The sequence below is a fragment of the Streptosporangium sp. NPDC051022 genome, assembly GCF_040683035.1.
In the GTDB taxonomy this organism is placed as follows: Bacteria; Actinomycetota; Actinomycetes; order Streptosporangiales; family Streptosporangiaceae; genus Streptosporangium.
In genome coordinates this window covers 22,516-45,451 of the sequence record NZ_JBFBCF010000026.1, presented here as the reverse complement: position 1 = coordinate 45,451, position 22,936 = coordinate 22,516, and the positions used below count along the sequence as shown (strand labels likewise).

Genomic DNA, 22,936 nt, shown 5'->3' with positions numbered 1-22,936 from the left:
ACCCGGCGGGCCGTAGGTGATCCGTGAAATATGTGGAGTGCAGCAATCTATCTCCGTGAGTTCCGAGTGCCCAGGACCGGCGATTTGACGCTCCCCTGTCTGATCGCTGTCAGGAGTCGACCCGCGTGAGGGAGTATGCGAGCCGAGGTGGCGGGGCGGCCCCCGCCGCCGGGGCCCCCGGCCAGGTCGGCGGGTTCGTGGCCGCCGGGGTGATCGACGAGACCGGCGGCTTCTTCGGGCGGTGACGAAGAGGACGGGTAAGGGCCGGGCGGGCCGTCCTCGGGGACGGCCCGCCCAGGGCCCGCGTGAGAGACGGACCGTACACGACCCGCACGGAAAACCATCCGTCCGGGACGGCCGCCGGAAAACGATCTGCCCGCCACCGCGTCTTCCGGAAAGACTCCATATCCCGGTAAGCCGCGTCCCCATAAACCGCATACCCGCAAAAGCGGGTATGTCAGCGCCTTACCCTCTACGAGGTCACATTGCCCGAAATCATCACTTTCACGGCAGAAGACGCATGTGGTTGGCGCCCATTGCGCACTGAAAACGCCGGTCATAACGCCGCGATGTCATAACACTGCGGTAGGGATTTTTTGCCACATTCCTCACTCGGGCCTCGGCAACTACCTTGACAGCACCCCTCACTAGGAGTGCTTATGTTGAGTAAACGTTCCCTCCTTGCCGGCGCCGCCATCGCGGCTCTCTGCGTGGCGGCCACCGTTTCCCCCGCCTCCGCCGGGATCGCCCCCCTGTCCGCGGCACAACCGGCCCCCTCGATGCTCGACGCGCTCCAGCGCGACCTCGGCATCACCGCCGAGCAGGCGGTCACGCGGCTGGCCAACGAGGCGCGCGCCGCCGGCACCGAGTCCGCCCTGAGCAAGACGCTCGGCGACAAGTACGCGGGCGCCTGGCTCAACGCCGACGCCTCCCAGCTCCTCGTCGCCACCAGCGACGCCTCCTCGGTCGGCGCGATCAGGGCGAAGGGCGCCCAGCCGGTGGTCGTCGGCCGCAGCCTGGCCCAGCTCAACGCCCTCAAGGAGCGGCTCGACCAGGCTCCGGCGCAGGCGCAGGCCGGGGCGACGCTCTGGTACGTCGACATCCCCGCCAACAGCGTCGTGGTCCAGGCCAGGCAGCAGGCCTCGGGCGAGGCCCTCCTCGCCGCCGCCGGGGTCTCCGGCGACGCCGTACGGGTCCAGGTCTCCGCCGAGCAGCCCCAGACCTTCGTCAACCTCCGGGGCGGCGACCCGTACTACATCGGCGGCAGCCGCTGCAGCATCGGCTTCTCCGTCACCAAGGGGAGCACCCCCGGCTTCGTCAGCGCGGGACACTGCGGCAGGCAGGGCCAGACCACCAGCAACCCCTCCGGCACCTTCCAGGGCTCGTCGTTCCCCGGCAACGACTACTCCTGGGTCGCCACCCCGGGTCACACCCCCCAGCCCTGGGTGAAGTCGGGCAGCACGAACGTCATCGTCAAGGGGTCTACCCAGGCCTCGGTCGGCGCCTCCATCTGCCGCTCCGGCTCGACCACCGGCTGGCGCTGCGGAACCGTCCAGCAGCACAACACCTCCGTCACCTACTCCCAGGGGACGGTGTCCGGCGTGACCCGCACCAACGTCTGCGCCGAACCGGGCGACTCCGGCGGATCGTTCATCTCGGGCAGCCAGGCGCAGGGCGTCACCTCGGGCGGCTCCGGTAACTGCAGCTCCGGCGGCACGACCTACTACCAGCCGGTCAACGAGATCCTGCAGGTCTACGGGCTCACGCTCAAGACCGGCTGACCGCTCTCCTCTCCTCACCCGCTCGTCTCGACGAGTCACCCCCCAGGCCGAGGAGGCCCCCAAAGTGTTGAGAATCATTCGTTTGAGCATCGCCTTCGCCCTCGGACTCGCGTTCCTGGCGATCGTCTCCCCCGCCCAGGCGGGAACGACCACCGGGACGACCGCCGGTAAATCCGCCGCCGTCCGGGTGCTCAAGTACGACGCCAGCCGCGCGGCCGAGTTCCGCTCGGCCATCGACCAGGCGGCGCAGATCTGGAACTCCAGTGTGAGCAACGTGCGCCTGGTGGCGGGCACCCCGGCGGACTTCGTGGTGTACGTCGACAACGGCTGGCCCCGTACCCAGCCCACCAGCCTCGGCAGGGGCACGGTGTGGATGGGCCGGCAGGCCACCTCCGAGGGTCACAACCCGCTGCGCATCGCGGCCCACGAGATCGGCCACGTGCTGGGACTGCCCGACCGGCGCACCGGCCTGTGCTCGGACCTGATGTCCGGCGCGAGCGCGGGCACCGGCTGCACCAACCCCAATCCGAACGCGGCGGAGAAGGCCCAGGTGACGCGTAACTTCGGCGGCTTCGCCCCGGCCATCGAGTTCGGCCGGATCTACGTCGACACTCCGGAGCTCGCCGCTCCGTAGGAGGCGTACCGCACGGCCGTCGGGCCGGTCCGGCCGAGCGCTCGGCCGGACCGGCCTCGTCGTCCTCCCTGCCCGCCGAGGACCTCCCGCCCGGTTTCCGGGCTTCCCGGACCGCCCCGGTGCTCGCGCCCTCTCCCGGTGGGGTGCGGGCGCCGGGGTTCGGCGCGGGAACGGCCCGATTCAGCGCAGAAGCTTCTCGAAACAGTGGGAGCCCGCCAGCCGCTCGTACGGGGGGAAGATCGGGATGGCGGTGTAGCCCTCCCGCTCGTACAGCCGCACCGCGTCCGGCTGACGGTCACCGGTCTGCAGGATGATCCGCGACGCGCCGAGCGCGCGGGCCTCGTCCTCCACCGCGGCGAGCAGCGCGCGGGCCACCCCCGTACCCCGGTGCGAGGCCGCCACGAACATCCGTTTGAGCTCCAGGTCGTCACCGAGCCGCCGCAGCGCGACATGACCGACCGGGAGGTTCGCGCCCGCGTAGGCGACCCCGGTGTAGACCACGCTCTCCTGCTCGACGTGCATGCCCCGAGGCAGGTAGTCCGGCCTGTCCGCGAGCCGGTCGGCGTACCTGCCGCTCATCTCCTCCGTCATCGCCTCGCGCAGCGCGACGGCCGCGCCGTCGTCCCAGCCGACCCGCCTGACCTCGATGACGCCGGTCCTGTCCGCGGCTGCGGTCATGTGGCCCTACCCGCCTTCCGTTCACGGCGTCTTCGCACCGCGACGCCCTTCCGCCGCGACGCCCTTCCGTTCGCGGCTCCCGAGGATATTCTCCGTCTCCGGTCAGCCGAGAATCCTGGCGGCCCCGAAACCCGCGGCCAGTTCCGCCCCGCCGTCGAACCTCGACGGGGCGAAGGCCGCGAGGCGGGGATCGACGTCGTCGCCGACGAGCAGCCTCGCCACGTGATCCCCCCAGGCGGGAGCGAGCTTGAACCCGTGGCCGCTGGTCCCCGCGTCGACGTGGATCCGCTCGCTCACCTGGCCCGCGACCGGCTGCCAGTCGGGGCTGACGTCGTACAGCGAGGCCCAGCCCCCGGCGGGCAGGGCGCGGCGCCGGGCCGGAGACCGTCGGGCGGCCGCCGCGGCGAGCCTGGCGGTCTCCTCGGGGGCCGCGGTGCGGACGAAGTCGTCGGGATCGGCCGGGGAGGCGGGCACCACCCCGCCGACGAGGTACTGGGTACGGGGCTGCGGCGTGGAATAGTAACCCCCGGCGACGTCGATCAGCACGTGGGGAACGAGCCCCGCCGCGTCCGCCGGGTCGTGCTCCAGCACCGCCACGACGTGCCGCTCGACGGTCAGCGGCAGGTCGATCCCGAGTGGCCGCAGCAGCGGCGCGGTCCAGGGCCCCGCGGCCACCAGCAGCGCGCCCAGACGGTGCACCGATCCGTCGGCCGTCGTGACGGCCACCCCGCCGGGGCCCTCGTCGATCGCCACCACGGGCCGGTGGGCCTGTATCTCGGCCCCGTGACGGCGTGCCGCCTCGGCGAGGCCGAGCGTGGTGCTGACGGGGTCGGCGTAACCGGCGCCCGGCTCCCACACGGCCACCGCGACGCCCTCGGTGTCCAGGTGGGTGAGAGCGTCGGCCGCGACGAGCTCGCCGCCGCCCCCGAGGCGGACCGCGGTGTCCTTCGCGGTCGAGACGTCGCCGGGCCCGTGCAGGTAGAACGCCCCGGTACGGCGGAAGCCCGACTGTCCCCCGCCGGTCCGCTCACCGAAGTCGGCGAGGAAGGCGATGCCGTCGCGTGCCACCTCGGCGAGGAAGGCGTCGGTGTAGTAGGCCCGGCAGATGGCCCCCGAGCGCCCCGTCGGACCGCAGCCCGGCGCGCCCCGGTCGAAGACGACGGTGGAGACGCCTCTGCGGGCGAGGTGGAAGGCCGCGCTGACCCCGTGGACTCCGGCACCGATGATCCCGACGTCGTACGCCACGTCAACCACATCCTCGAACTGGGGCGCCTGGGACAAAATACCAATCTAACAGATAGGAATAATAGGCATATCACCCACCGTGTCGACCCGGCGGCGGCGCGGCTCGAAAATCGGGGAACCACCGCCGCCCCGTGAGGCGGCGGCCGGACGTATCAGCTCTCGGCGAGGACGATCACGCTGTCGTCCTGTGCGAGCGTCAGGGGATCGGCCTTGGGCGGGTTGAGGGACACCCCGTAGGAGGGCGCCTCCTCACTGTGCCGCTTGAGGCGGTAGCCGATCGCGGTCTCGCCACGGCGCCGTGCCGCTTCGATCACCGTGGCGAAGTTCGCCTCCTCGTCCGAGACTAGGTAGTCAGAGGCCGGCTTGAGATAGATCTCGGATCCGTCGGGGTCGAAGAGGTGGGTGAACACCGCGTTGAGGTGTTTGTTCTCCGCCATCTGGGTGAGCAGCAAGCTGATCAGCTTGGTGCTGACGATGAAGTCGTCCGCCTTGGTGACCTGGGCGACCTCCCTGTTGCCGTCGTCGTTCATCTCGGTCACGATCGAGTACGGGTCTCCCAGGCGCACCTCGATGTCCCGCAGGTGCAGCAGGGTCACCAGGGTGTGGTCGTCCGCGCTCCCGGGGTCGGTGCTGTCGTCCGACAGCACCACGATGTGTTCGTAGCTTCCCAGGTCAAGTGTTTCCAGCGATCGTCTGCTCGTCAGCTCGCAGGGCTTGTAGCCGATCGTCAGGTTCGTACGGCCTTCCGTGAGAAGCCCGGCGGGCAGGGCGGGCGCGGCGATGTCGAGGGCGGACCCGGACTCGACCAGGCGGTCCAGCAGGTCGATGATTTTGGGGGCGCGGGCGTTCCAGCCGATGAACAGGGTCCGGTCGGGCACCGGTTTGCGGTCGGGCACCATGGCGATCGCGGACTCCACGATCGGGACCGGTGTGTCGGCGAGCTGGACGAGCAGGTCGTCCTCGGCGATCACGATCACCTGGTCCTGGTCGCCGATCCGGGTGTCCATGGGCGGGTTGAGCAGAACCTCCCCGCCACCGCGCAGGACCCCGACCGGGCTGCCGAGCCGGTAGGCGTCGAGCGCCTCGCCGTAGGTCTTTCCGGTCAGCGTGGGCTCGCCGCGGATGTAGAACTCGTTGCCGGCGAAGTCGAGCAGGTCGGTGCACACGGTGGACAGGCCCGCCTGCCGGTGGGACTGCACGACGAGCCGTACGGCGATGTCGTCGGCGTCGATGACCTGGGCCTCGGGGCCCGCGGCGAGTTTGGCGGCCGCGAGGTTCTCCGAGTCGTGGACGGCGGCGACCATGTGGGGGCGCCCATTGGGCCAGGAGCGGTTGCTCAGCAGCAGCAGAGCCTTGATCACGTTGATGTCGGAGTCGTCACCGGGGGGCGACAGGACCATGATCGCCCGCGCGGTCTCCGGGCTCACCAGCTCCAGGTCGTTTCGGTTGAGGGGATTGCCGGAGCGGCAGATGACCCTCGTGCGTCCGGTGTCGCCGACCTGGGCGCGGATCTGCTCGTCCATGTCGACCTTGTCGCGGTCGGCGAGGACGACCACGCACGAGCGCCGCTCGCTCTGGTTCGCCTTGGCCAGCTCCGCCACGACCGTGAACACCTGGTCCGACCAGCCGAGCAGCACGGTGTGGCCGCGCTCGATCAGGCGGGAGCGACCTCTGCGCAGTTCGGTGATCCGGCCCTCCAGGCCGGTGGTGAGGACACCGATCAGGGAGCTGACGATGAAAACCCCGCCGATGGTGACCACCAGCATGAGAGCGAGGAACGTCGCCCCGCCGGTGTCTCCGCCCATCGTCCCCGGATCGATCGCGCGCATCAGGGTCATCCAGAGGACACCGGGCCAGCCCTTGTTGTCGTCGGCGTCGTCACTCGCCAGCAACAGCACCGCCGCGGTGACCGTGACGATCAGGAGCACCGAGGCCAGGGTGAGCCAGCCGATCAGAGCCGGAGTGCCCCGATCCATTGTGCTGTCGAACCAATATCTCAGCCGGTCCCGGAACCTCGCCCGCACTCCTGCTCCCTCCTGTATTGACTTGAGAACGAAAAGGACCGTATCAGCGAGCATCCCCGACAGGGGAAATCCGTCGCGCAGACCGGCGCTTGACCCACCGTCGAGGTTTTCCCCCATCTCGAACGCACGCCTCCCCCAAAAGGGGCGCCCGATTTCCGACAGAAATAGACTTTTTATGAGAAAAGGGATTTTTGTGGAGCATTGATCCCGTCTGGCATCTCATGAGCTCCGGAGGACAGGCCCCGTGCCGGATCCGCACCCGGTTGCGGCGTCGCCCGCGAGTTCCACCGCGGAACAACCGGCGATCGGACGCCGCCCCACCGGGGTTCCCCCTCGGAGCGATGGAGCGATCAAACGGTGGGTTCGGTCGCCGCGTGACGGTCGTTGTGCCGGTGACCGTTCCGCGGGGACTGCATTGCGTCGATCTTGGCGTGCAGGCGGGCCAGTTCCGCGGTGATGACGGCCAGCTGGTCCTCGGTGCGCTGTTCCTCGACCGAGGTGTTCTGGTCGTCCATGGCGTTGACCACGACGGCGATGAACAGGTTCAGCACCACGAAGGTCGTCATCAGGATGTAGCCGATGAAGAACACCCACGCCCACGGCTCGCGCTCCATCACCTGTGCGGCGATGTCCGGCCACGCCTCACCGGTCATGACCTGGAACAGGGTGAACAGCGAGGTGGGCAGGTCGGCGAAGTACTCCGGGGCGATCTTCCCGAACAACTGCGTCGCCAGGACCGCCGAGACGTACATGACCAGGACGAGCAGGCCGACGATCGACAGCATGCCGGGGATGGCGGTCAGCAGGGCGCCGACGACGTTGCGCATGCTGGAGACGGTCGACACCAGGCGTAGCGCGCGCAGGATCCGCAGGGTCCGCAGCACCGAGGTCGGGCCTGAGGCGGGGATCAGCGCGACACTCACGATGACCGCGTCGAACCAGTTCCACGGGTCACGGAAGAACGCTCCGCGATAGGCGTACAGCCGGGCGGCGAGTTCGACGGCGAAGACCGCCAGGGCGATCCTGTCGACGACGTGGAGCAGACCGCCGATGTGATCGACGAGGTAGGGGGAGGTCTCACAGCCGATCGTGATCGCGTTGATCACGATGACCACGACCACGGCCCGCTGCAGACGAGGACTTTCGAGGGAGCGGCGCACACGTTCTCGTACCGATACCGGGTCGGCCCCTGGGGAGTCGGAGTTCACGCGCCGATCATCGCAAACCCGTGACAGCAGCTTTCGGACAGATCCCTCCATACAACCCATCACTGAGAACTCCAGGGGAAGTGCCCGCCGCCGGATAGGCGAGCGGTCCGGATCCGTTCATCGCGGACTCGCGGCGCGCCGACCGGCGTCGCACGACCTTCGGGCGCGGCGTCCCCGCATGTTTGCACCACACGGAGACAACTTATATTGCCCAATTGCGCAACTGTAGAGATGATGGCTCGGCGCGCGCGACCCGCATCCGTGAACGCCGGTTCGCGGACACCTCCCGAAGGGGCCTTCGACGCGCGGGCCGGTGACGACCGGCGGCCCCGAAGCGGAGAAGCCCCTCATGCGGTCTGGAATCCACCTGATCGCAGCCTCACTCAACCCCTGATCGGCCTTAACCGCTGATCAGGGGCATGTCATCATCGGTTCGGACCCTCGGGGTGGTACGTGAGCAGTACGTGGCGGCGCAGGATCTGGTGGCCGGCGGCAGGCCTGCTCACCCTGGTGCTGGTGGCGGTCGGGGGCATCACGGCCGTCTACGCCCGGCTCAGCGGCAATGTCAGGCACATTGAGGTGACCGAGCAGGACCTGGGCGCCACCCGCCCGCCGAAGGCCCCGACAACCGCGATCAACGTGTTGGTCGTCGGCTCCGACGAGCGCAACGGCAAGAACGCCAAGTACGGCCACCGCATCTCGGGTGAGCGCACCGACACGATCATGCTGGCGCACATCTCCCCGAACCGGGACAACGCCATGATCATCAGCTTTCCCCGGGACTCGCTCGTGCGGCTTCCGGCCTGCCGGGCGAACCCGGGCAAGTATCTGGCCGGCCAGACCCCGCACATCGGGATGATCAACGAGTCGTTCAACTCCGGCGGCATCGCGTGCACGTGGAAGACGATCGAGTCACTGACCGGCATCCGCATCGACCACTTCGTGAAGGTCGACTTCGTCGGCTTCAAGGGCATGGTCAACGCGGTCGGCGGGGTCGAGGTCTGCGTTCCGCAGCCGATCGACGACACCAAGGCCCTGCTCCACCTGCCCGCAGGCCGCCAGACGCTCAAGGGCGAGCAGGCCCTCGGCTACGTCCGCGCCCGCTACAGCCTCGGAGACGGGTCGGACATCGGCAGGATCCAGCGGCAGCAGATGTTCATCGCCTCCATGATCAAGAAAGTGATGAGCGGCGAGACGCTGACCAATCCCGCCAGGCTCTACGGCTTCCTCGACGCCGCCACCAAGTCCGTCACCACCGACCCGGAGCTAACGCCCGGCGTGATGAAGGACCTGGCCGAGAGCGCGCAGGGGCTCACCGCGGGCCAGATCCGCTTCATCACCGTCCCCTGGCGCTACTCCCTCAGCCAACCCGGCCGGGTGGAATGGGTGCAGCCGCAGGCCGGCGCCCTGTTCCGGCTCGTGGCCGGTGACAAGGACGCCAAGGGTGCCAGGCTGCGTGGAGGACAGATCAAGGTGGCCCGCTCACGCATCGAGATCGAGATCAGGCACACCGCGGCCAGGGCGACCACGGCCGCCCAGGTCGCCGCGGCCCTGGAGCAGCGCGGCTACCACATCGCCCGGGTCCGCGAGGTGGGCAAGCCGGCCCCGGAGACCACGATCCTGTACTCCCCGAACGGGCAGACGCGCGTCCCGACCCTGGCACGAGACCTCCTCAAGAGTCGTTCGGTGCCGGTCCAGGAGGCGCGGACGTCCCGGCTGGTGCTCGTCATCGGCGACGACTGGCGCGGCCTGAAGGTCAAGCGCGTCACCGACTCCGAGGAACTGACGGGTTTCGACGCGACCCAGGACTCGTGTGCCACATGACCGTGGGATATCATTTGCGCAATTAAGCAACTGGGATAGCATTCCGGTCACACACAGGAGAGGAAGGCCGATGGGATCTCTCAGCCCGATGCACTGGCTGATCGTCGTAGCGGCGGCGGCCTTGCTGTTCGGCGCGAAGAAGCTGCCCGACACCGCCCGTTCCGTCGGCCGATCCCTGCGGATCTTCAAGGCCGAGGTCTCCCAGGTCAACCAGGAGCCCGAACGCCGGTCCGAGATCACGCCGACTCCGGTGACCGTCGAGGAGCAGGCCAGACGGTTGGAGGAGGAGGCCGCCCGCCTGCGTGCGCAGGCCGCGGCCGTCCAGGACGCCCCGGCCAAGGACACCCCGAAGTCCTGATCGGATCGACGGTCCCCGCGCGCGGCCTGAGACCGGATCGTCCAGGCCGGCCGACCGCCCGAACCGCCGAACGGAAGCACGTCGCCGACGCCGCCGCCCACGGGGTTCTCCCACATCCCCGCGGACACACGGCTTCTCTGCTCCGTGACGGTCGACGGACGCACCTAGACTTGTCACCGGTCAGGAGGAGGGGCTAATGGTGGCGACCGGGGAGAGCGTTGACCCGTCGGCCGAGGTGCTGATCGAGGCGGCGGCGGCGTTCGGGTTGCTGTCCTCTCCTCCGCGACTGCACATCGTGTGGGCGCTGGCGCAGGGGGAATGCGACGTGTCCGGGCTGGCCGAGCGGGTGGGCGGCGCGCTGCCCGCGGTCAGCCAGCACCTGGCCAAGCTGAAGCTCGCGGGCCTGGTCCGCTCGCGGCGCGAGGGCCGCAGGGTGGTCTACCTGATCGACAACGAGGACGTCGTGGCCACGGTTCAGGTCCTGATCGGACGGCTGTCCGAGCGGATGGGCCGTTCCGAGGGACGTGCCCGTGGTCTGGGCGCCTGAGGCGTCCCTGCCGGTGAGGGGTGAAAGCCGGCTCCAGATGCTGCGGCATCTGGAGAGCGGCCCGCGGGGCCTGGTCGAGTCGGAGGCCGAGGCGCGGCTGCTCGAACACGGCGAGAACACGATTCCCCGCCGGCGGCCGCCGTCGTGGCCGCGCCGCCTGGGCCGTAGCCTGCGTGATCCGTTCACGATGGTCCTGCTCGCCCTGGGCCTGGTCTCCGCGTTGATCGCCTCCTGGGGTACGGCGGGCGTCATCGTGCTCCTGGTCGCGGCCAGCTGCCTGCTGCGCTCCAACGGTGAGTACCGGGCCGACCGCTCGACCGCGGCGCTGCGGAGGCTGGTGGCCACCACGGCGACGGTCAGGCGGCGCCCGTCGGAGGACGCCGAGCCGTGGGAGCGGGAGATCCCAGTCGACCAGCTCGTGCCGGGAGACGTGATCAAGCTGGGCCCCGGCGATCTGGTCCCGGCCGACGTGCGGCTGCTGCGGGCCAGCGGGCTGACCGTGCACCAGGCGTCGTTGACCGGAGAGTCGGCACCGGTGCCCAAGCAGGCACTCGACCTGCCCGAGGGCCACGACCACCTGGTGTGGCAGGGCAGCAGCGTGGCCTCGGGCAGCGCGCTGGCCGTGGTGACGGCCACGGGAGCCGGCACCTTGTTCGCGGGTGCCTATCACGCGCCGGTGCGGAGGCTGTCGGCGTTCGACCGTTCGGTGAACGGGATCTCCTGGACCCTGGTCCGGCTCATGCTGGTCATCCCGCCGGTCGCGCTGGTGGCCAACGCGGTGCTGCGCGGCAGGGGGCTGGAGGCACTGCCGTTCGCGGTGGCGGTCGCGGTCGGCTTGACGCCGGAGATGCTTCCCGTCGTCGTCACCACCGCGCTGGCCAGGGGGTCGGCGCTGCTGGCCCGGGGCGGCGTGATCGTCAAACGCTTGCCGGCGTTGCACGACCTGGGCGCGATCGACGTGCTGTGCATGGACAAGACCGGCACGCTCACCCGGGACCGTCCCGTGTTCCGAGAGTCCGTGGGGCCGGATGGGGAGCCGGACCCCGAGGCGCTGCGCTGGGCGGCGATCAACAGCTTCTGGACGCTCCACCTGACCGACCCGCCGACCCCGGATCCCCTGGATGAGGCGATCCTCGAGGGCGCGCCCGACCTGGGTGACGTCGAGGGGCTGGACGCCACGCCGTTCGACCCGGCGCGACGGCTCTCCTGCGCGCTGGTCCACGACGGCGGAAGAGATGTCGTCGTGGTCAAGGGTGCCGTCGAGGCGGTGTTGGAGCGCTGTGACGCGCCGGAACAGGCCTACCGGCTGGCCGACCGGCTGGCCGCCGACGGAGTACGGGTGCTGGCCGTGGCCAGGGCCGACCGGCGTCGCCTCGGTGACGAGTACGGGCTGGCCCTGGTCGGTTTCGTCACCCTGGTCGACGAGCCGTCCCCGGACGCCGCCGTGGCGCTGTCCGTACTGTCGCACCGGGGCATCACCCCGAAGGTGCTGACCGGCGACCACCCGGAGACCGCCGCCCGGGTCTGCCGGGACCTGGGGCTCGACGTGGAGGCGGTGGCCGACGCGGCCGAGCTGACGGCCGAGACCGCCGAACGGGCCACGGTGATCGCCCGCTGCACCCCCGAGCACAAGGCCCGCGTGGTGCGGGCGCTGCGCGAGGCGGGGCACACCGTCGGTTTCCTCGGCGACGGTGTCAACGACCTGCCCGCCATGCGCGCCGCCGACGTCGGCATCTGCCCGCGCGCCGCGGTGGACGTGACCCGCGAGGCCGCCGACATCGTGCTGGCCGACAAGGACCTGTCCGCGATCGACCAGGCGGTCGTCGCCGGGCGGCGTAGCACCGGCAACATCGTCACCTACCTGCGCATCGTCCTGTCATCCAATGTCGGCAATGTGATCGCGATGCTCGTCGCGGGGCTGGCGCTGCCGTTCCTGCCGATGCTGCCGGTCCAGGTGCTGGTGCAGAACCTCTGCTTCGACGCCGCCCAGCTGGCTTTCGCCTTCGACCGGGTCGGCCCTGCCGTCCTGCGCCGCCCCTTCAGGCTGCGGCCCCGCGGCATCCTCCGCTTCATCGTCGGCTTCGGGGCGCTCAACGCGGTCGTGGACCTGGCCACGTTCGCGGTCATGACCTGGATCGTCGGCGCGGACAGCCAGTCGTCCTTCCATACGGGCTGGTTCATCGAGAACCTGCTCACCCAGTCCGTGATCATGCTGCTCCTACGCCCGACCACCAGGGTCTCGCCCCCTCTGCTACTGGCCACGGGCGCGCTGGCGGCGGTCGGCCTGCTGTTGCCGCTCTCGCCGCCGGCGAGCGCCCTGGGGCTGGTCGCGCTGCCTGCCACGAGCTATCTGTGGCTGCTGCTGGTGGTCGTCCTGTACGGCGGGGCGCTGCTGGTCCTCAACAGGAGAGGCTGGAGCCGCGGGCCGTCGGCTGATCGGGACCTCCCGGTGAAGGCAGGCATCGGAGTGGACGCGACACCTGGTCGGGACCGAGCACCGGCATGATCTCCACAGCCTGGCGAGCAGGAGCTCGGGTCCGGGGCGCGGACGACCGTCGACGCCCGTGTTGAACCGGGTGTGAGCCGCCCCCGTTCCCCCGTTCCCCCGGCGGGCCCGGCGATCGGCCCTGCGCGGACCGGCGCCAGCAGTGGGATCCGATCTCGGGACCTCGCCTCCGCCGACAGGGGTGTGTGGATATTCTCACGCGCGTTTCCACATCTCCGGTTGTATAGTTGCGCAATATGGCAAGCATCATGCTGTCGAACCGCCAGGACGGAGACATGCGGGCAGGAGAGCAACAGAGAATCGCCGCGCTCATGCTGTGGACGATGCTGCTGGCACTCGACCTATGCGAGTGGGCGCTGCTCGTTTAGACCGAGCAGACGTCGAACAGCCCGCCCGCGGCCGGTGCCGGCGTTGGGGATGCCGGAGACCGGCTGCGTTCAACCCGCCACGACGAACGCTTCCGCCGGCACCGGCCGGTGGACGGGGATCTGACCGCCGAAACGGTGGAGCCGCTGTCAGCAACTGTCAGCAACCGAGGGCGGCGGTGGTCCGGGGCCGGCCCGAGGCGGGATCCAGGGCCACGGGGAACGTTCGCCCGTCGGCCACCCGGATCTCGACCGAGCTCGGCCCCGTCCACTTGACCGAGTCGAAGGCGTCGTCGGGGACGTCATCGTTGAAGCAGCCGAAATCCCACTCCCTGCTGAGCAACCCGTCGTCCCTGCGGACGCTGAGCCACATCACCGTGTCCGGCCCGAGACCCGCCATCGACCGCTGGAGCCGGATCCTGTACGGGGCCGGTCCATCGACGAAGCCGACCCCCTTGGCAGAGGTGAACCCAAGAACGACCCACCCCCCGAACAGCGCGGCACTCGCACCCAGCCCGGCAAGAACGACGATCACGATGCGTAGCCACATCCACCGCAGCCCGACGGCGGCCAACGCCATCAAGACGCAGGCCAGCGCACCGAGCGCGAACGGATGGTTCAGATGCTCCCTCAGGAGCACCAGGTCGGAGTCGTGGAAGTACACCAGAACCGCGAGGCCGCCCGTGCAGAGCGAGGCGGCCAGCAGCACGAGCGAGCGAGGAGGCATCGCGGATCCCATCGGTGAGCGTCGCCAAGATCATGACAGCACCGCGGTGCCGTAACCGCGGAGTGCACGGAATCTCAACGAAACCCGCACACTCTCCGGGGCGATGCCCGGCCGCCGGAGTGGAACGGCCGCAGAACGCGATCCGGGGTGTCGCCAAGAGTCATGTCATCGGATACACAGATCGTGTCGATCCTGGTGACGGCTCCCGCAGCGTGGCCGGACCCACCCGAGTCCCGCCGTTCCTCAACCCCGGTACCACCGAGGGAAAGAATGATAACGATCAATCAAATTCAGGGTGCCCCCCTGCCCGGCATTCTAAAATATCTGCACGATGAGTACAGTTTCAGCTTCCACCCGCTGGACCCGGCGGAGCTCGAACGCCGCTCCGGAGCAGGGGTGACAAGTTTTGTAATCGATACACTTCAAATCGAAGTCGATGTTCGCACGGGAGTCGCACTCTACGTCTGGGGATACCATCCTCACGGCTCCTGGGTGAGGTCAGATCTGCCAGTACCCAAGAGAGTCCGTGGAGCTGCGCCCCTGGACGCGGAATGCGAACTGGATGCCGGTGTTTCCATCGCGGTTCCGGGTGGGAGAAACCGGCTCACAGAGTACAATCCAGAAAATGACTGGATCCGCGTTTCGCCTCGCGGGGGGACGGACGAAAATCTGATCGAGATTGCCGACGGCGTGATATTGGGCAAGCCACAGGGAGGTCTTGGTTCGGTCTGGCTCAATCCTGTTTTCGGCCGGTGTACCGGCAAAGACGGACAGGGGGGAGCGCATTTGTTCGGGTGATTTCACTTGTTGAAACGAATGCGGACGACCTTCATGGACGGAAGTGCTTCGCCTCGCACCTCCGGAGGTCAGGGAACCCCTACGAGGCGGGGAACGCTCCGCCCCCGCCGTGGGCCTCCCGGCTGTCCCGATGCTCCCAGACGGGCTCGCCCGATCGGGATGTCGACGGCGGGGAGAGGGGAAGGTTGATCAGAAGAGTGGCGGCAGGCGTGATCGATGAGACGAGTGGGAGCGATTCACCGACCGCCGGTGAGACGATCGAACGAACAGAGGTCGGCCGGAGGGGGCGACGAAGGCCGGACGGGCTGCGACCGCCACGGCGATCGCCTCGGCGTCGGCGGCGATCGCCTCGCCTCGCCTCGCCGATGAGGCCGATCGGTCAGGTGCGGCCACTTCAAGAGACGACGTCCAGCCCACCGAGACCCCCGGAGACCTCTGACAGGCGGTGGCGAGCCAGGGGCTGCTCGGACCGGGCGTCGAAGGTCGCGTGGAAGGTGTGGAGCGGCATGTTGCCGTTCTAGAGGGCCGCCGGCAAAGCCAGGGCCCGCACGGCAGGCGTTTCGGCCTCCTTGGAGAGGAGGAACACGGTCCGGCCATGCGCGTCGGCCGCCTCCCCCCGTCCCGGATCTCCCGCCGTCCAGTCGTTGAACGCACACGGTCCGGCCAACACGTCACACCCTCCCGGGATTGGCCGAGGCATCGGCATCCGGCCTGGAGGGGCCCGAACAGGCCACGGGTCATCTCGCCCACCATGTCACCCATTCGGGATATTTGACATCTAATGGCGATTTTTCGTCTATTTCGGGCATCACTTCAAGTGGCGGATTCGGGCAGGGGAAACGGCAAGGTGGAGGTGATCGATGGCCCGGTTGAGTGATTTCCTCGAACGGTTCCGCCCCACCGGGGTACCGGGTGGGGCGGCGCCGACCGGGGTTCCGGCCGACTACACCGCCGATCCGGCGGCCGAACTGACCCCGGTCTTCTCGGCCATCGCCGATACACAGGCCGAATGCGACCGTGAACGCGAGCGCGCGAGACACCGCGCGGAGGAGATACGAGAACGCGGCCGCGCCCAGGCCGCCGCCATGGTTCTGGCGGCACGGCTGGAGGCGGAGGCGGAGAAGGCGCGGGCCTCGGCCGCCGCCCGGCGGAGAGGTGACCGGGAGAACGCGGCCATCATGCGGGAGGCCGTCCTCGCCGCCGACCGCGTTCGCATACGGGCCGCGGCCCGTATGCCGGAGGAGGTGGCACGGGTGGTCACCATGGTCAGGTCCCTGGCGGGTGACTCGCCGTGACCGCCGCCTGGGTCGCCGGTTCGACACGGGCCAGGGCTCTCGTCCGTCGGCGGGCGGGCCCCTCACTCGCCCGCAGGGTCGCCGGCTGCGGCTCCGTCGCCGAGGCGGTGGCCGTGCTGGCCGACACCTCCTACGGTCACGACGTGCGGCGGGACCAAGGACTGTCCGCGGCCCAGTGGGCGGTTCTGGCCGCCTTGCTCTGGCATCTGCGCGTCCTGGCCGGTTGGCTTCCTCCGGAGGGTGGCCGGATGATGCGGGTGCTTGTCCGCTGGTTCGAGCTGGCCAACGTGGACGAGCTCATGTACCGGTTCACCGGCCGGCCGGGCGAGCCGGAGTTCGTCCTCGGTTCCATGGACACCGCCTGGTCCCGGCTACGGCGATGCGCCTCACCCGCTGAAATCCAGACGGTGCTGGCCGATTCCCCTTGGGGGGATCCGGGAGGCGACGGCCACCGCGAGATCCAGCTGGGCATGCGCCTGGCGTGGGGGGCACGGCTGCTCGACGCCGTCCCGTCCGCCAAAACGTGGATCCTGGGGGCGGTGGCGTTGCTGGTCGCCCGCGTGCGTCACGCCGAAGGTCTCGATCTTCCCCCCAGAGTGCGTGATCGCTGCCTGCCCCTCCTGGGCGCCGACGCGTCCGGTGCTCCCTCGATCACCGAGATGGCCGGTCGGCTCCCATCGGCGGCGCGCTGGGCGCTGCGCGACATCGCCGACCCCCGGGAGCTGTGGCGGGGCGAGGAGCGGTGGTGGAGGCGGGTGGAGGAAGAGGGGCTCGGTCTGCTGGCCGGCTCGGGGTTCTCCTCCGGACCGGTCCTGGGGGCGGTGGCCGTCCTGGCCTCGGACGCGTGGCGGGTCCGAGGAGCCCTGGAGTCGGCCGCACGGGGAGGTGACGCCGGTCATCCCGCATGGATCCGGCCCCCGGGCAGGGGCGGCGATGACCTGGCGTGACTCCCTCTGGCCGGTCTGTATGGAGCGGGTGGCGATCGCGGCTCCGGCGGACTCACTGGACGAGGTGATGGCCCTGGTCGCCGACGCGGGGACGGTGGAGTTCGCCACGCCGCCGGACGCGCCGCTGGAGACGGTGTCGCGAGAGGCCGTGGTCCGCGACGGGGTCGCGGCGCTCGCAGGCTGGACGCCCGCCGCGTCGATCTCCGAGCTGTCGGCCCGGGTGGCGCCCGCCGGGGGTGCCGTCGTGCCACTTCCCCGGCCCAGGGGTTTCGACGCCCCCTCCCTGCTCCGATCGGAGGGGGTGCGCCGCTCCCTGTCCCCGCTCGTCACCGCCTACGGCACGGTGCCGTACTCGAACGTCGACCCCACCCCTCTGGCCGCCTGCGCCTACGTGCTGATGTTCGGCATGATGTTCGGTGATGTCGGCCACGGGCTGCTGCTGCTCGTCGCCGGGGCCGGGCTGTTCTTCCGGCGTCCGCGACGGCTGGCCCGGTTCCGCCGGGCCTGGCCGTTCGTGGTCGGCGCGGGCCTGACCAGTATGGTCTTCGGGCTGCTCTACGGTGAGTGCTTCGGGCCGACAGGCCTCGTCCCGGTGCTGTGGCTGGAGCCGCTCGCCCATCCGATTCCGCTCCTCCTGGCCGCGCTCGGCGTGGGCGCTCTGCTGCTCGGCGCCGCCTATCTGCTGGGCGTCGTGAACCGATGGCGTGAGGGCGGCCGGCCTGCCGCACTGTACTCTCCGGCGGGAATCGCCGGCGCGGCGCTGTTCACCGGATCCGGGCTGGTGCTCGCCGGCTGGTACTTCCGCCTCTCCTGGCTCGGTGGAGTCGGCTGCCTGGTGGCGGCCGCGGGTCTGGCCCTGGCCTTCGCCGGATTCCTGGCCGAGGCGGGCGGCGGCGCGGGCGGTGCCGTTCAGGCCGCCATCCGGCTTCTCGACGCGGTCGTGCGGCTGGGCGCGAACCTCGCCTCATTCGCCCGGCTCGCCGCGTTCGGCCTCACCCATGCCGCCATCGGTTCCATCGTCTGGAAAGGCGCAAGCGAGCTGTGGCGGCACTCCTCTCCGGTCGCCGCCGCAGTGGTCTTCGTCGCGGGAAACGCGCTCGCGCTCATCATCGAGGGATTCGTGGTCGCCGTCCAGGCTCTGCGCCTGGAGTACTACGAGCTGTTCTCCCGGGTTTTCCAGACCGAGGGGCGACCGTTCCGTCCCTGGCACCTTCCACTCGCGGTCAAGGAGACTACGCCATGTCCGTCTGGATCAGGCGATGCCTGCACACCGTCAACATCGCCGTCGTCCTCACCGCTCTCACCCTCCTCATCTGGGCCCTGACCGGCGTTCCCGCCCGGAGCGCCGCCGCGAGTCCCGAAGCGGCCGGCGGCTGGGCGGCGCTGCTCGGGGCGGCCATCGCGGTCGCCGGATCGGCGATCGGAGCGGGCGTCGCCGTCGCCTACACCGGGGCGGCGGCGCTGGCGGCGATGAGCGAACGGCCGGAGCTGTTCGGCCGCGCCATCGTCATCGTCGGCCTGGCCGAGGGGATCGCCATCTACGGGCTCGTCATCGGCATCATCCTCATCGGACGGGCCTGAACCGTCATGGGGACCGTAGCGGTCATCGGCGAGTCCGTCCGCGTGGCGGGATTCCAGCTGGCGGGGGCGGTCGTGCTCGCGGCCGAGGACGCGGAGGCGGCACGTGCGGCGTGGCGGTCCCTGGGTCCCGACGTGGTCCTGGTGATCCTCACCCCGGAGGCGGCCGCCGCCGTCGGCGAGGTGTCCGGTGGGCCGCTGACGGTGGTGATGCCCGGATGACCACGGTTCACGACCCGCTGGCGCCGTTGATCGACGGCATGCTCCGGCGGGCACGCGCGGACGCCGCGGCGATCGGCTCCGCCGCGGAGAAGGAGGCCGCCGAGACGGTCGAGACCGCCAGGCGGGAGGCGCAGGCCCTGCTCGCCGAGGCACGGGCGAGTGGGGCCGCGCAGGCGCGGAAACGTGAGAACGCCGAGCGCGCCCGGGTACGGCACCAGGCCCGCGGCGTGGAACTCGCCGCCCGGCGAGAGGTCCTGGAGGAACTGCGCACGCGTGCGGTGGCGGCGGTGAGGGCGCTGCGGGACGATCCCCTCCACCCCCGGCTCGTCGAGCGTGTGAGCGCGATGATCCGCGCGGCGGGGGGTGAGGACCTGGTCATACGCGAGCATCCCGGCGGCGGCGTGGTCGCCGAGGGGCGAGGACACCGGGTCGACTGTACGCTCGACGCCCTCGCCGGCCGCGCCGTGGACGCCCTCGGCGGGAAGGTGGAACGACTGTGGGCACCGTGACGCGGGTCAACGGACCGTTGGTCGAGGCCGAGGGCCTGGCCGGGGCGGCGATGTTCGAACTGGTGGCCCTCGGACCTCACCGGCTGCCCGGAGAGATCGTCGCTCTGCGCGGCGACCGGGCGACGGTGCAGGCGTACGAGTACACCGGCGGACTGTCGCCGGGCCACCCCGCCGACCTCCAGGGCTCCGCCCTGTCGGCTCTGCTCGGACCGCATCTGCTGGGCGGGGTGTTCGACGGACTGCTCCGCCCGCTCACCGAGGCCGGGGTGTGGCTGGATCCGGCCGCTCCAACCCCCGCGCGCCCCGCCGGCGGCTGGTCGTTCACCCCGCTGGCCGCGGAGGGACGTGAGGCGGGAGCGGGTACGGTGATCGGGAGGATCGAGGGCGCGGGATCGCTGCCCTACCTGGTGCTCTCTCCGGGGGGTGAGGTGTCCTCGATCCGGCCCGCGGGCGCCTGCGCACCGGACACCCCGATCGCGGTCGTCGGCGGCACCGAGGTGCGGCCGACGTGCCACCGACCGGTACGGCGACCGCTGCCGTACGCCTTCCGTCTGGAGACGGCGGTGCCGTTCACCACCGGCCAGCGGGTCATCGACCTGCTGCTGCCGGTCTCCCTGGGCGGCACGGCGGCCGTGCCGGGCGGGTTCGGCACGGGGAAGACCGTCCTTCTCCAGCAGATCGCCAAGTGGTGCGAAGCCGACGTGGTCGTGTACATCGGCTGCGGGGAACGAGGCAACGAACTGGCGGACGTCGTCGCCGAACTCGGCGAGCTGACCGATCCGCGCACCGGCGGCCGGCTCGGAGACCGGACCGTGGTGATCGCCAACACCTCCAACATGCCGATGATGGCGCGCGAGGCCAGCATCTACACCGGCGTCACGGTGGCCGAGCACTTCCGTGACATGGGCTACGACGCGGTGGTCATCGCCGACTCGACCTCGCGCTGGGCGGAGGCGCGCCGCGAGTTCGCCTCCCGCAGCGGGGCGCTCCCCGCCGAGGAGGGCTACCCGGCGGACCTCGCCTCCGCCCTCGCGGCCTTCTACGAAAGGTCCGGCCGGGTCGTGACGCTCGGTGGCGCCACGGGATCGGTGACGATCATCGGCGCTGTCTCGCCCCCGGGCGGCGACATGACGGAGCCTGTCACCACGCAGACCGAACGGTTCGTCCGCACCCTGTGGGAGCTGGATCGCGATCTCGCCTACGCGCGCCACTACCCCGCCGTCTCCTGGACCGGGTCGTTCTCACGTGACGCCGGAGCCCTGACGGAGAGCGACCCCGACGCCGCAGCGCGACGGGCCCGGGTGGCCGATCTCCTCGGCGAGGCCGACCGGCTGACCGAAATGGCCGAACTGGTCGGGGCCGAGACCCTGCCCGCCCGCGAACGCGTCGTCCTGCTCGGTGGACGCCTGCTGCGCGAGGGTTTCCTCCAGCAGAGCGCCCTCAGCTCGCGCGACGCCTTCTGCGGCCCCCGCCGTACCGCCGTGCTCGCCGACGCGCTGCTCGCGATCCTCGAGCGGTGTCAGAACCTCGTCGGCCACGGGGTGCCGGTCGCCTCGATCGAGGAGCGCGACTTCTCGTCGATCCTGCGCGCCAAGGAGGCGCCGGAAGAGGAGATCGGGGAACGGCGCGACGCGGTACTGGACGATCTGGAGACCCTGCGGTGACACTCTGGGCCCCCGTGGAGTACACCGACGTGGCGGAGCTGCGCGGTCCGCTGATCGTGGTCCGGGGCACCCGGGGCGTCGGCTGGGACGAGTACGCGTCGATCGAGCTGGAGTCGGGTGAGCACAGGAGCGGTCTCGTCCTGGAGGTTGACGGCGATCTGGCGGTCGTGCAGGTGCTGGAGGGCACCTCGGGCGTCCGGGCCAAGGGGACACGGGTGACCTTCACCGGGAGCCCGCTCCGGGTTCCGGTCGGGGCGGGCTGGCAGGGGCGGGTCTGCGACGGACACGGCAGGCCGCTCGACGGTGGCCCTCCGGTCTTCGGTACGGAGGACGCCGCGGTGAACGGCTTCCCGCTCAACCCCACCGTACGTGTGCCCCCCGCCGAGCCCGTACTGACCGGGATCTCGGTCATCGACGCGCTGACCACGCTGGTCCGCGGCCAGAAGATCGCCCTGTTCTCCTCGGGAGGCCTGCCGCACCTGCGACTCGCCGCCCAGGTGGCCGCTCAGGCCCACACCGGCGGCACGCCGTTCAGCGTGGTCTTCGCCGCCATGGGCGTGACCCACGCCGACGCGGCGACGGTACGCGACACGCTGGAGGAGCGCTCCGCGGCCGGTGAGCTGACCCTCCTGCTCAACCTCGCCGACGACCCCGTGATCGAACGGCTGCTCACCCCGCGGCTGGCCCTGACCGTCGCCGAGCATCTGGCCTTCGCCCTGGGCCGCCACGTCCTGGTGGTGCTGGCCGACATGACGAGCTACTGCGAGGCACTGCGTGAGGTGTCGGCCACGCGTGGCGAGATCCCCGCCCGCCGTGCCTATCCCGGCTACCTCTACAGCGATCTCGCCTCCCTCTACGAGCGTTGCGGCCGGGTGCGGGGGCTGCCCGGCTCGGTCACCGTGCTGCCGGTGGTCAGCATGCCCGCGGGGGACATCACCCATCCCGTGCCGGACCTGACCGGCTATATCACCGAGGGGCAGATCCTGCTGAGCCGCGACGTCCCCGTCTACCCGCACGTCGACCCGCTCTCCTCCCTGTCCCGGATGATGCGGGCGGGAACCGGCAAAGGCCGGACACGGCCCGAGCACATGGACCTGGCCGCCCAGATCCTGGCGGCCCTGGCACGTGCCCGGCAGGCCGGGGAACTGGCCGAACTGGTCGGGGAGAGCGCGCTCAGCGCCACCGACCGCCGCCACCTGACCCTGGCGGAGGCGTTCGAGCTGCGGCTGCTGGCGCAGCGGCCCGACGAGTCGCGCTCCCTGGAGGAGACGTTCGACCGGGCCTGGCAGGTCGTCTCCGTGCTCCCGCGCAGAGAGCTGTCCATGCTCTCCTCCGAGGCACTCGACACCGGCTACCGGGAGGGGCCATGACATCTCGGGTTCCTCCCGGCCGGGCCGGGCGGATGCGGCTCCTGCGCCGCCTGGCGGCCGCACGGCGCGGGCTGGTCCTGCTCGACCGCAAACTACGGATCCTGCGCCGGGAACAGGAACGTCTGGCTCTGCTCACTTCACGCACCGGCGAAGAGTGGAAGTCCACATGCCGGGCAGCCGACACCTGGCTGCTGCGCGTCACCATGCTCGGCGGCCGTCGAGCCGTCCGGCTCGCCGTGGACGGTCGCCTCACCGACGTCCGCGTGGATTGGGTCGACGCCATGGGAACGAGCTATCCGGATCGTTTCACCTGCCGGCCGCCCAGGCCCGACGGATCGGCGCCGCTCCCGGTCACCTCCGCCCTCGTCCCGGCTCGGGAGGCCTACCTCGCCGCCCTGCGCGCGGCTCTGAAGCACGCCGTCGCCAGTGAGGCGGCGCGGATCGTGGCGGCCGAGGCGGCGATGACGGGCCGCAGGGTTCGCTCCCTGCGGGATCACCTGCTTCCCCGTCTGGAGGAGGCACTCGCCGCCGTGGCATTGTCCCTCGACGAGATGGAGCGCTCCGACGGTGCCCGGGTCCGCCGCGCGATCGGCTCCGGTGAGGGGGCCACTCGCGATCGCTCGAATCCCGCTCGCGGCTGACGACCCGCCGGCCGC

At 70.4% G+C, this 22,936-nt stretch carries 22 protein-coding genes; 17 read left to right on the top strand and 5 right to left on the bottom strand.

All coding sequences use genetic code 11. The features are described from left to right. Nucleotides 1-659 precede the first annotated feature (659 nt). Complete coding sequence (locus AB0N02_RS33260) at nucleotides 660-1,781, top strand: S1 family peptidase (RefSeq protein ID WP_363954507.1); 1,122 nt, start codon at nucleotides 660-662, stop codon at nucleotides 1,779-1,781. Nucleotides 1,782-1,863: 82 nt separating this feature from the next. Then, nucleotides 1,864-2,415, top strand: coding sequence for a snapalysin family zinc-dependent metalloprotease (locus tag AB0N02_RS33255; RefSeq protein ID WP_363954505.1), 552 nt, complete (start codon nucleotides 1,864-1,866; stop codon nucleotides 2,413-2,415). Nucleotides 2,416-2,595: 180 nt separating this feature from the next. On the opposite strand, the gene AB0N02_RS33250 is transcribed toward AB0N02_RS33255, so the two are convergent. The 4 genes from AB0N02_RS33250 to AB0N02_RS33235 form a co-directional block, all read right to left on the bottom strand. Continuing rightward, nucleotides 2,596-3,093: a GNAT family N-acetyltransferase gene (locus tag AB0N02_RS33250; protein ID WP_363954503.1), complete on the bottom strand. Its 498-nt coding sequence runs from the start codon at nucleotides 3,091-3,093 to the stop codon at nucleotides 2,596-2,598. A gap of 102 nt (nucleotides 3,094-3,195) precedes the next feature. Beyond that, nucleotides 3,196-4,338 carry an FAD-dependent oxidoreductase gene (locus tag AB0N02_RS33245; RefSeq protein ID WP_363954501.1) on the bottom strand — a complete coding sequence of 381 codons (1,143 nt, stop codon included), beginning with the start codon at nucleotides 4,336-4,338 and terminating at the stop codon, nucleotides 3,196-3,198. Nucleotides 4,339-4,490: 152 nt separating this feature from the next. Beyond that, nucleotides 4,491-6,362: a potassium transporter TrkA gene (locus tag AB0N02_RS33240; protein ID WP_363954499.1), complete on the bottom strand. Its 1,872-nt coding sequence runs from the start codon at nucleotides 6,360-6,362 to the stop codon at nucleotides 4,491-4,493. A 350-nt stretch (nucleotides 6,363-6,712) separates the two neighbouring features. Next, the gene (locus tag AB0N02_RS33235) at nucleotides 6,713-7,570 is read right to left on the bottom strand and encodes an ion transporter (protein WP_363954497.1); all 858 of its coding nucleotides are present in this window, start codon (nucleotides 7,568-7,570) and stop codon (nucleotides 6,713-6,715) included. A gap of 453 nt (nucleotides 7,571-8,023) precedes the next feature. Here AB0N02_RS33235 and AB0N02_RS33230 point away from each other — a divergent pair, with 453 nt between their 5' ends. The 5 genes from AB0N02_RS33230 to AB0N02_RS33210 all read left to right on the top strand — a co-directional run bounded on the left by AB0N02_RS33230 (nucleotide 8,024) and on the right by AB0N02_RS33210 (nucleotide 13,173). Beyond that, nucleotides 8,024-9,394: an LCP family protein gene (locus AB0N02_RS33230; RefSeq protein ID WP_363954495.1), complete on the top strand. Its 1,371-nt coding sequence runs from the start codon at nucleotides 8,024-8,026 to the stop codon at nucleotides 9,392-9,394. Between the two features lie 70 nt (nucleotides 9,395-9,464). Further along, nucleotides 9,465-9,752 (top strand): Sec-independent protein translocase subunit TatA, encoded by a 288-nt coding sequence (tatA, locus tag AB0N02_RS33225; protein WP_363954493.1) that lies wholly within the window; start codon nucleotides 9,465-9,467, stop codon nucleotides 9,750-9,752. A 196-nt stretch (nucleotides 9,753-9,948) separates the two neighbouring features. Further along, entirely contained in the window at nucleotides 9,949-10,299 is a 351-nt protein-coding gene (locus tag AB0N02_RS33220; RefSeq protein WP_363954491.1) for a metalloregulator ArsR/SmtB family transcription factor, read from the top strand. Between the two features lie 13 nt (nucleotides 10,300-10,312). After that, entirely contained in the window at nucleotides 10,313-12,805 is a 2,493-nt protein-coding gene (mgtA, locus tag AB0N02_RS33215) for a magnesium-translocating P-type ATPase (RefSeq protein ID WP_363954489.1), read from the top strand. Nucleotides 12,806-13,041: 236 nt separating this feature from the next. After that, on the top strand, nucleotides 13,042-13,173 hold the full coding sequence (locus AB0N02_RS33210; protein WP_363954487.1) for a hypothetical protein: 132 nt from the start codon (nucleotides 13,042-13,044) through the stop codon (nucleotides 13,171-13,173). Nucleotides 13,174-13,330: 157 nt separating this feature from the next. Here AB0N02_RS33210 and AB0N02_RS33205 read toward each other — a convergent pair whose 3' ends face one another. Next, nucleotides 13,331-13,897 carry a hypothetical protein gene (locus tag AB0N02_RS33205; RefSeq protein ID WP_363954485.1) on the bottom strand — a complete coding sequence of 189 codons (567 nt, stop codon included), beginning with the start codon at nucleotides 13,895-13,897 and terminating at the stop codon, nucleotides 13,331-13,333. Nucleotides 13,898-14,167: 270 nt separating this feature from the next. Here AB0N02_RS33205 and AB0N02_RS33200 point away from each other — a divergent pair, with 270 nt between their 5' ends. The 10 genes from AB0N02_RS33200 to AB0N02_RS33155 all read left to right on the top strand — a co-directional run bounded on the left by AB0N02_RS33200 (nucleotide 14,168) and on the right by AB0N02_RS33155 (nucleotide 22,921). Continuing rightward, nucleotides 14,168-14,695 (top strand): hypothetical protein, encoded by a 528-nt coding sequence (locus AB0N02_RS33200; RefSeq protein WP_363954483.1) that lies wholly within the window; start codon nucleotides 14,168-14,170, stop codon nucleotides 14,693-14,695. Nucleotides 14,696-15,555: 860 nt separating this feature from the next. Next, complete coding sequence (locus AB0N02_RS33195) at nucleotides 15,556-15,990, top strand: hypothetical protein (RefSeq protein WP_363954481.1); 435 nt, start codon at nucleotides 15,556-15,558, stop codon at nucleotides 15,988-15,990. Next, complete coding sequence (locus tag AB0N02_RS33190) at nucleotides 15,987-16,937, top strand: hypothetical protein (RefSeq protein ID WP_363954479.1); 951 nt, start codon at nucleotides 15,987-15,989, stop codon at nucleotides 16,935-16,937. Before AB0N02_RS33195 ends, AB0N02_RS33190 begins: the two co-directional genes overlap by 4 nt. After that, entirely contained in the window at nucleotides 16,924-18,261 is a 1,338-nt protein-coding gene (locus AB0N02_RS33185; protein WP_363954477.1) for a V-type ATPase 116kDa subunit family protein, read from the top strand. The genes AB0N02_RS33190 and AB0N02_RS33185 overlap by 14 nt, the downstream gene beginning before the upstream one ends. Continuing rightward, entirely contained in the window at nucleotides 18,177-18,518 is a 342-nt protein-coding gene (locus AB0N02_RS33180) for an ATP synthase subunit C (RefSeq protein WP_363954475.1), read from the top strand. Before AB0N02_RS33185 ends, AB0N02_RS33180 begins: the two co-directional genes overlap by 85 nt. A 6-nt stretch (nucleotides 18,519-18,524) precedes the next feature. Further along, a complete protein-coding gene (locus AB0N02_RS33175; RefSeq protein WP_363954473.1) occupies nucleotides 18,525-18,737 on the top strand; it encodes a V-type ATP synthase subunit F in 213 nt (70 codons plus the stop codon). Further along, complete coding sequence (locus AB0N02_RS33170) at nucleotides 18,734-19,246, top strand: V-type ATP synthase subunit E (RefSeq protein ID WP_363954471.1); 513 nt, start codon at nucleotides 18,734-18,736, stop codon at nucleotides 19,244-19,246. The genes AB0N02_RS33175 and AB0N02_RS33170 overlap by 4 nt, the downstream gene beginning before the upstream one ends. Continuing rightward, nucleotides 19,234-20,910, top strand: coding sequence for a V-type ATP synthase subunit A (locus AB0N02_RS33165; protein ID WP_363954469.1), 1,677 nt, complete (start codon nucleotides 19,234-19,236; stop codon nucleotides 20,908-20,910). Before AB0N02_RS33170 ends, AB0N02_RS33165 begins: the two co-directional genes overlap by 13 nt. Further along, nucleotides 20,907-22,280, top strand: coding sequence for a V-type ATP synthase subunit B (locus AB0N02_RS33160; RefSeq protein WP_363954467.1), 1,374 nt, complete (start codon nucleotides 20,907-20,909; stop codon nucleotides 22,278-22,280). The genes AB0N02_RS33165 and AB0N02_RS33160 overlap by 4 nt, the downstream gene beginning before the upstream one ends. Then, a complete protein-coding gene (locus tag AB0N02_RS33155) occupies nucleotides 22,277-22,921 on the top strand; it encodes a V-type ATP synthase subunit D (protein ID WP_363954465.1) in 645 nt (214 codons plus the stop codon). Before AB0N02_RS33160 ends, AB0N02_RS33155 begins: the two co-directional genes overlap by 4 nt. Nucleotides 22,922-22,936 lie beyond the last annotated feature (15 nt).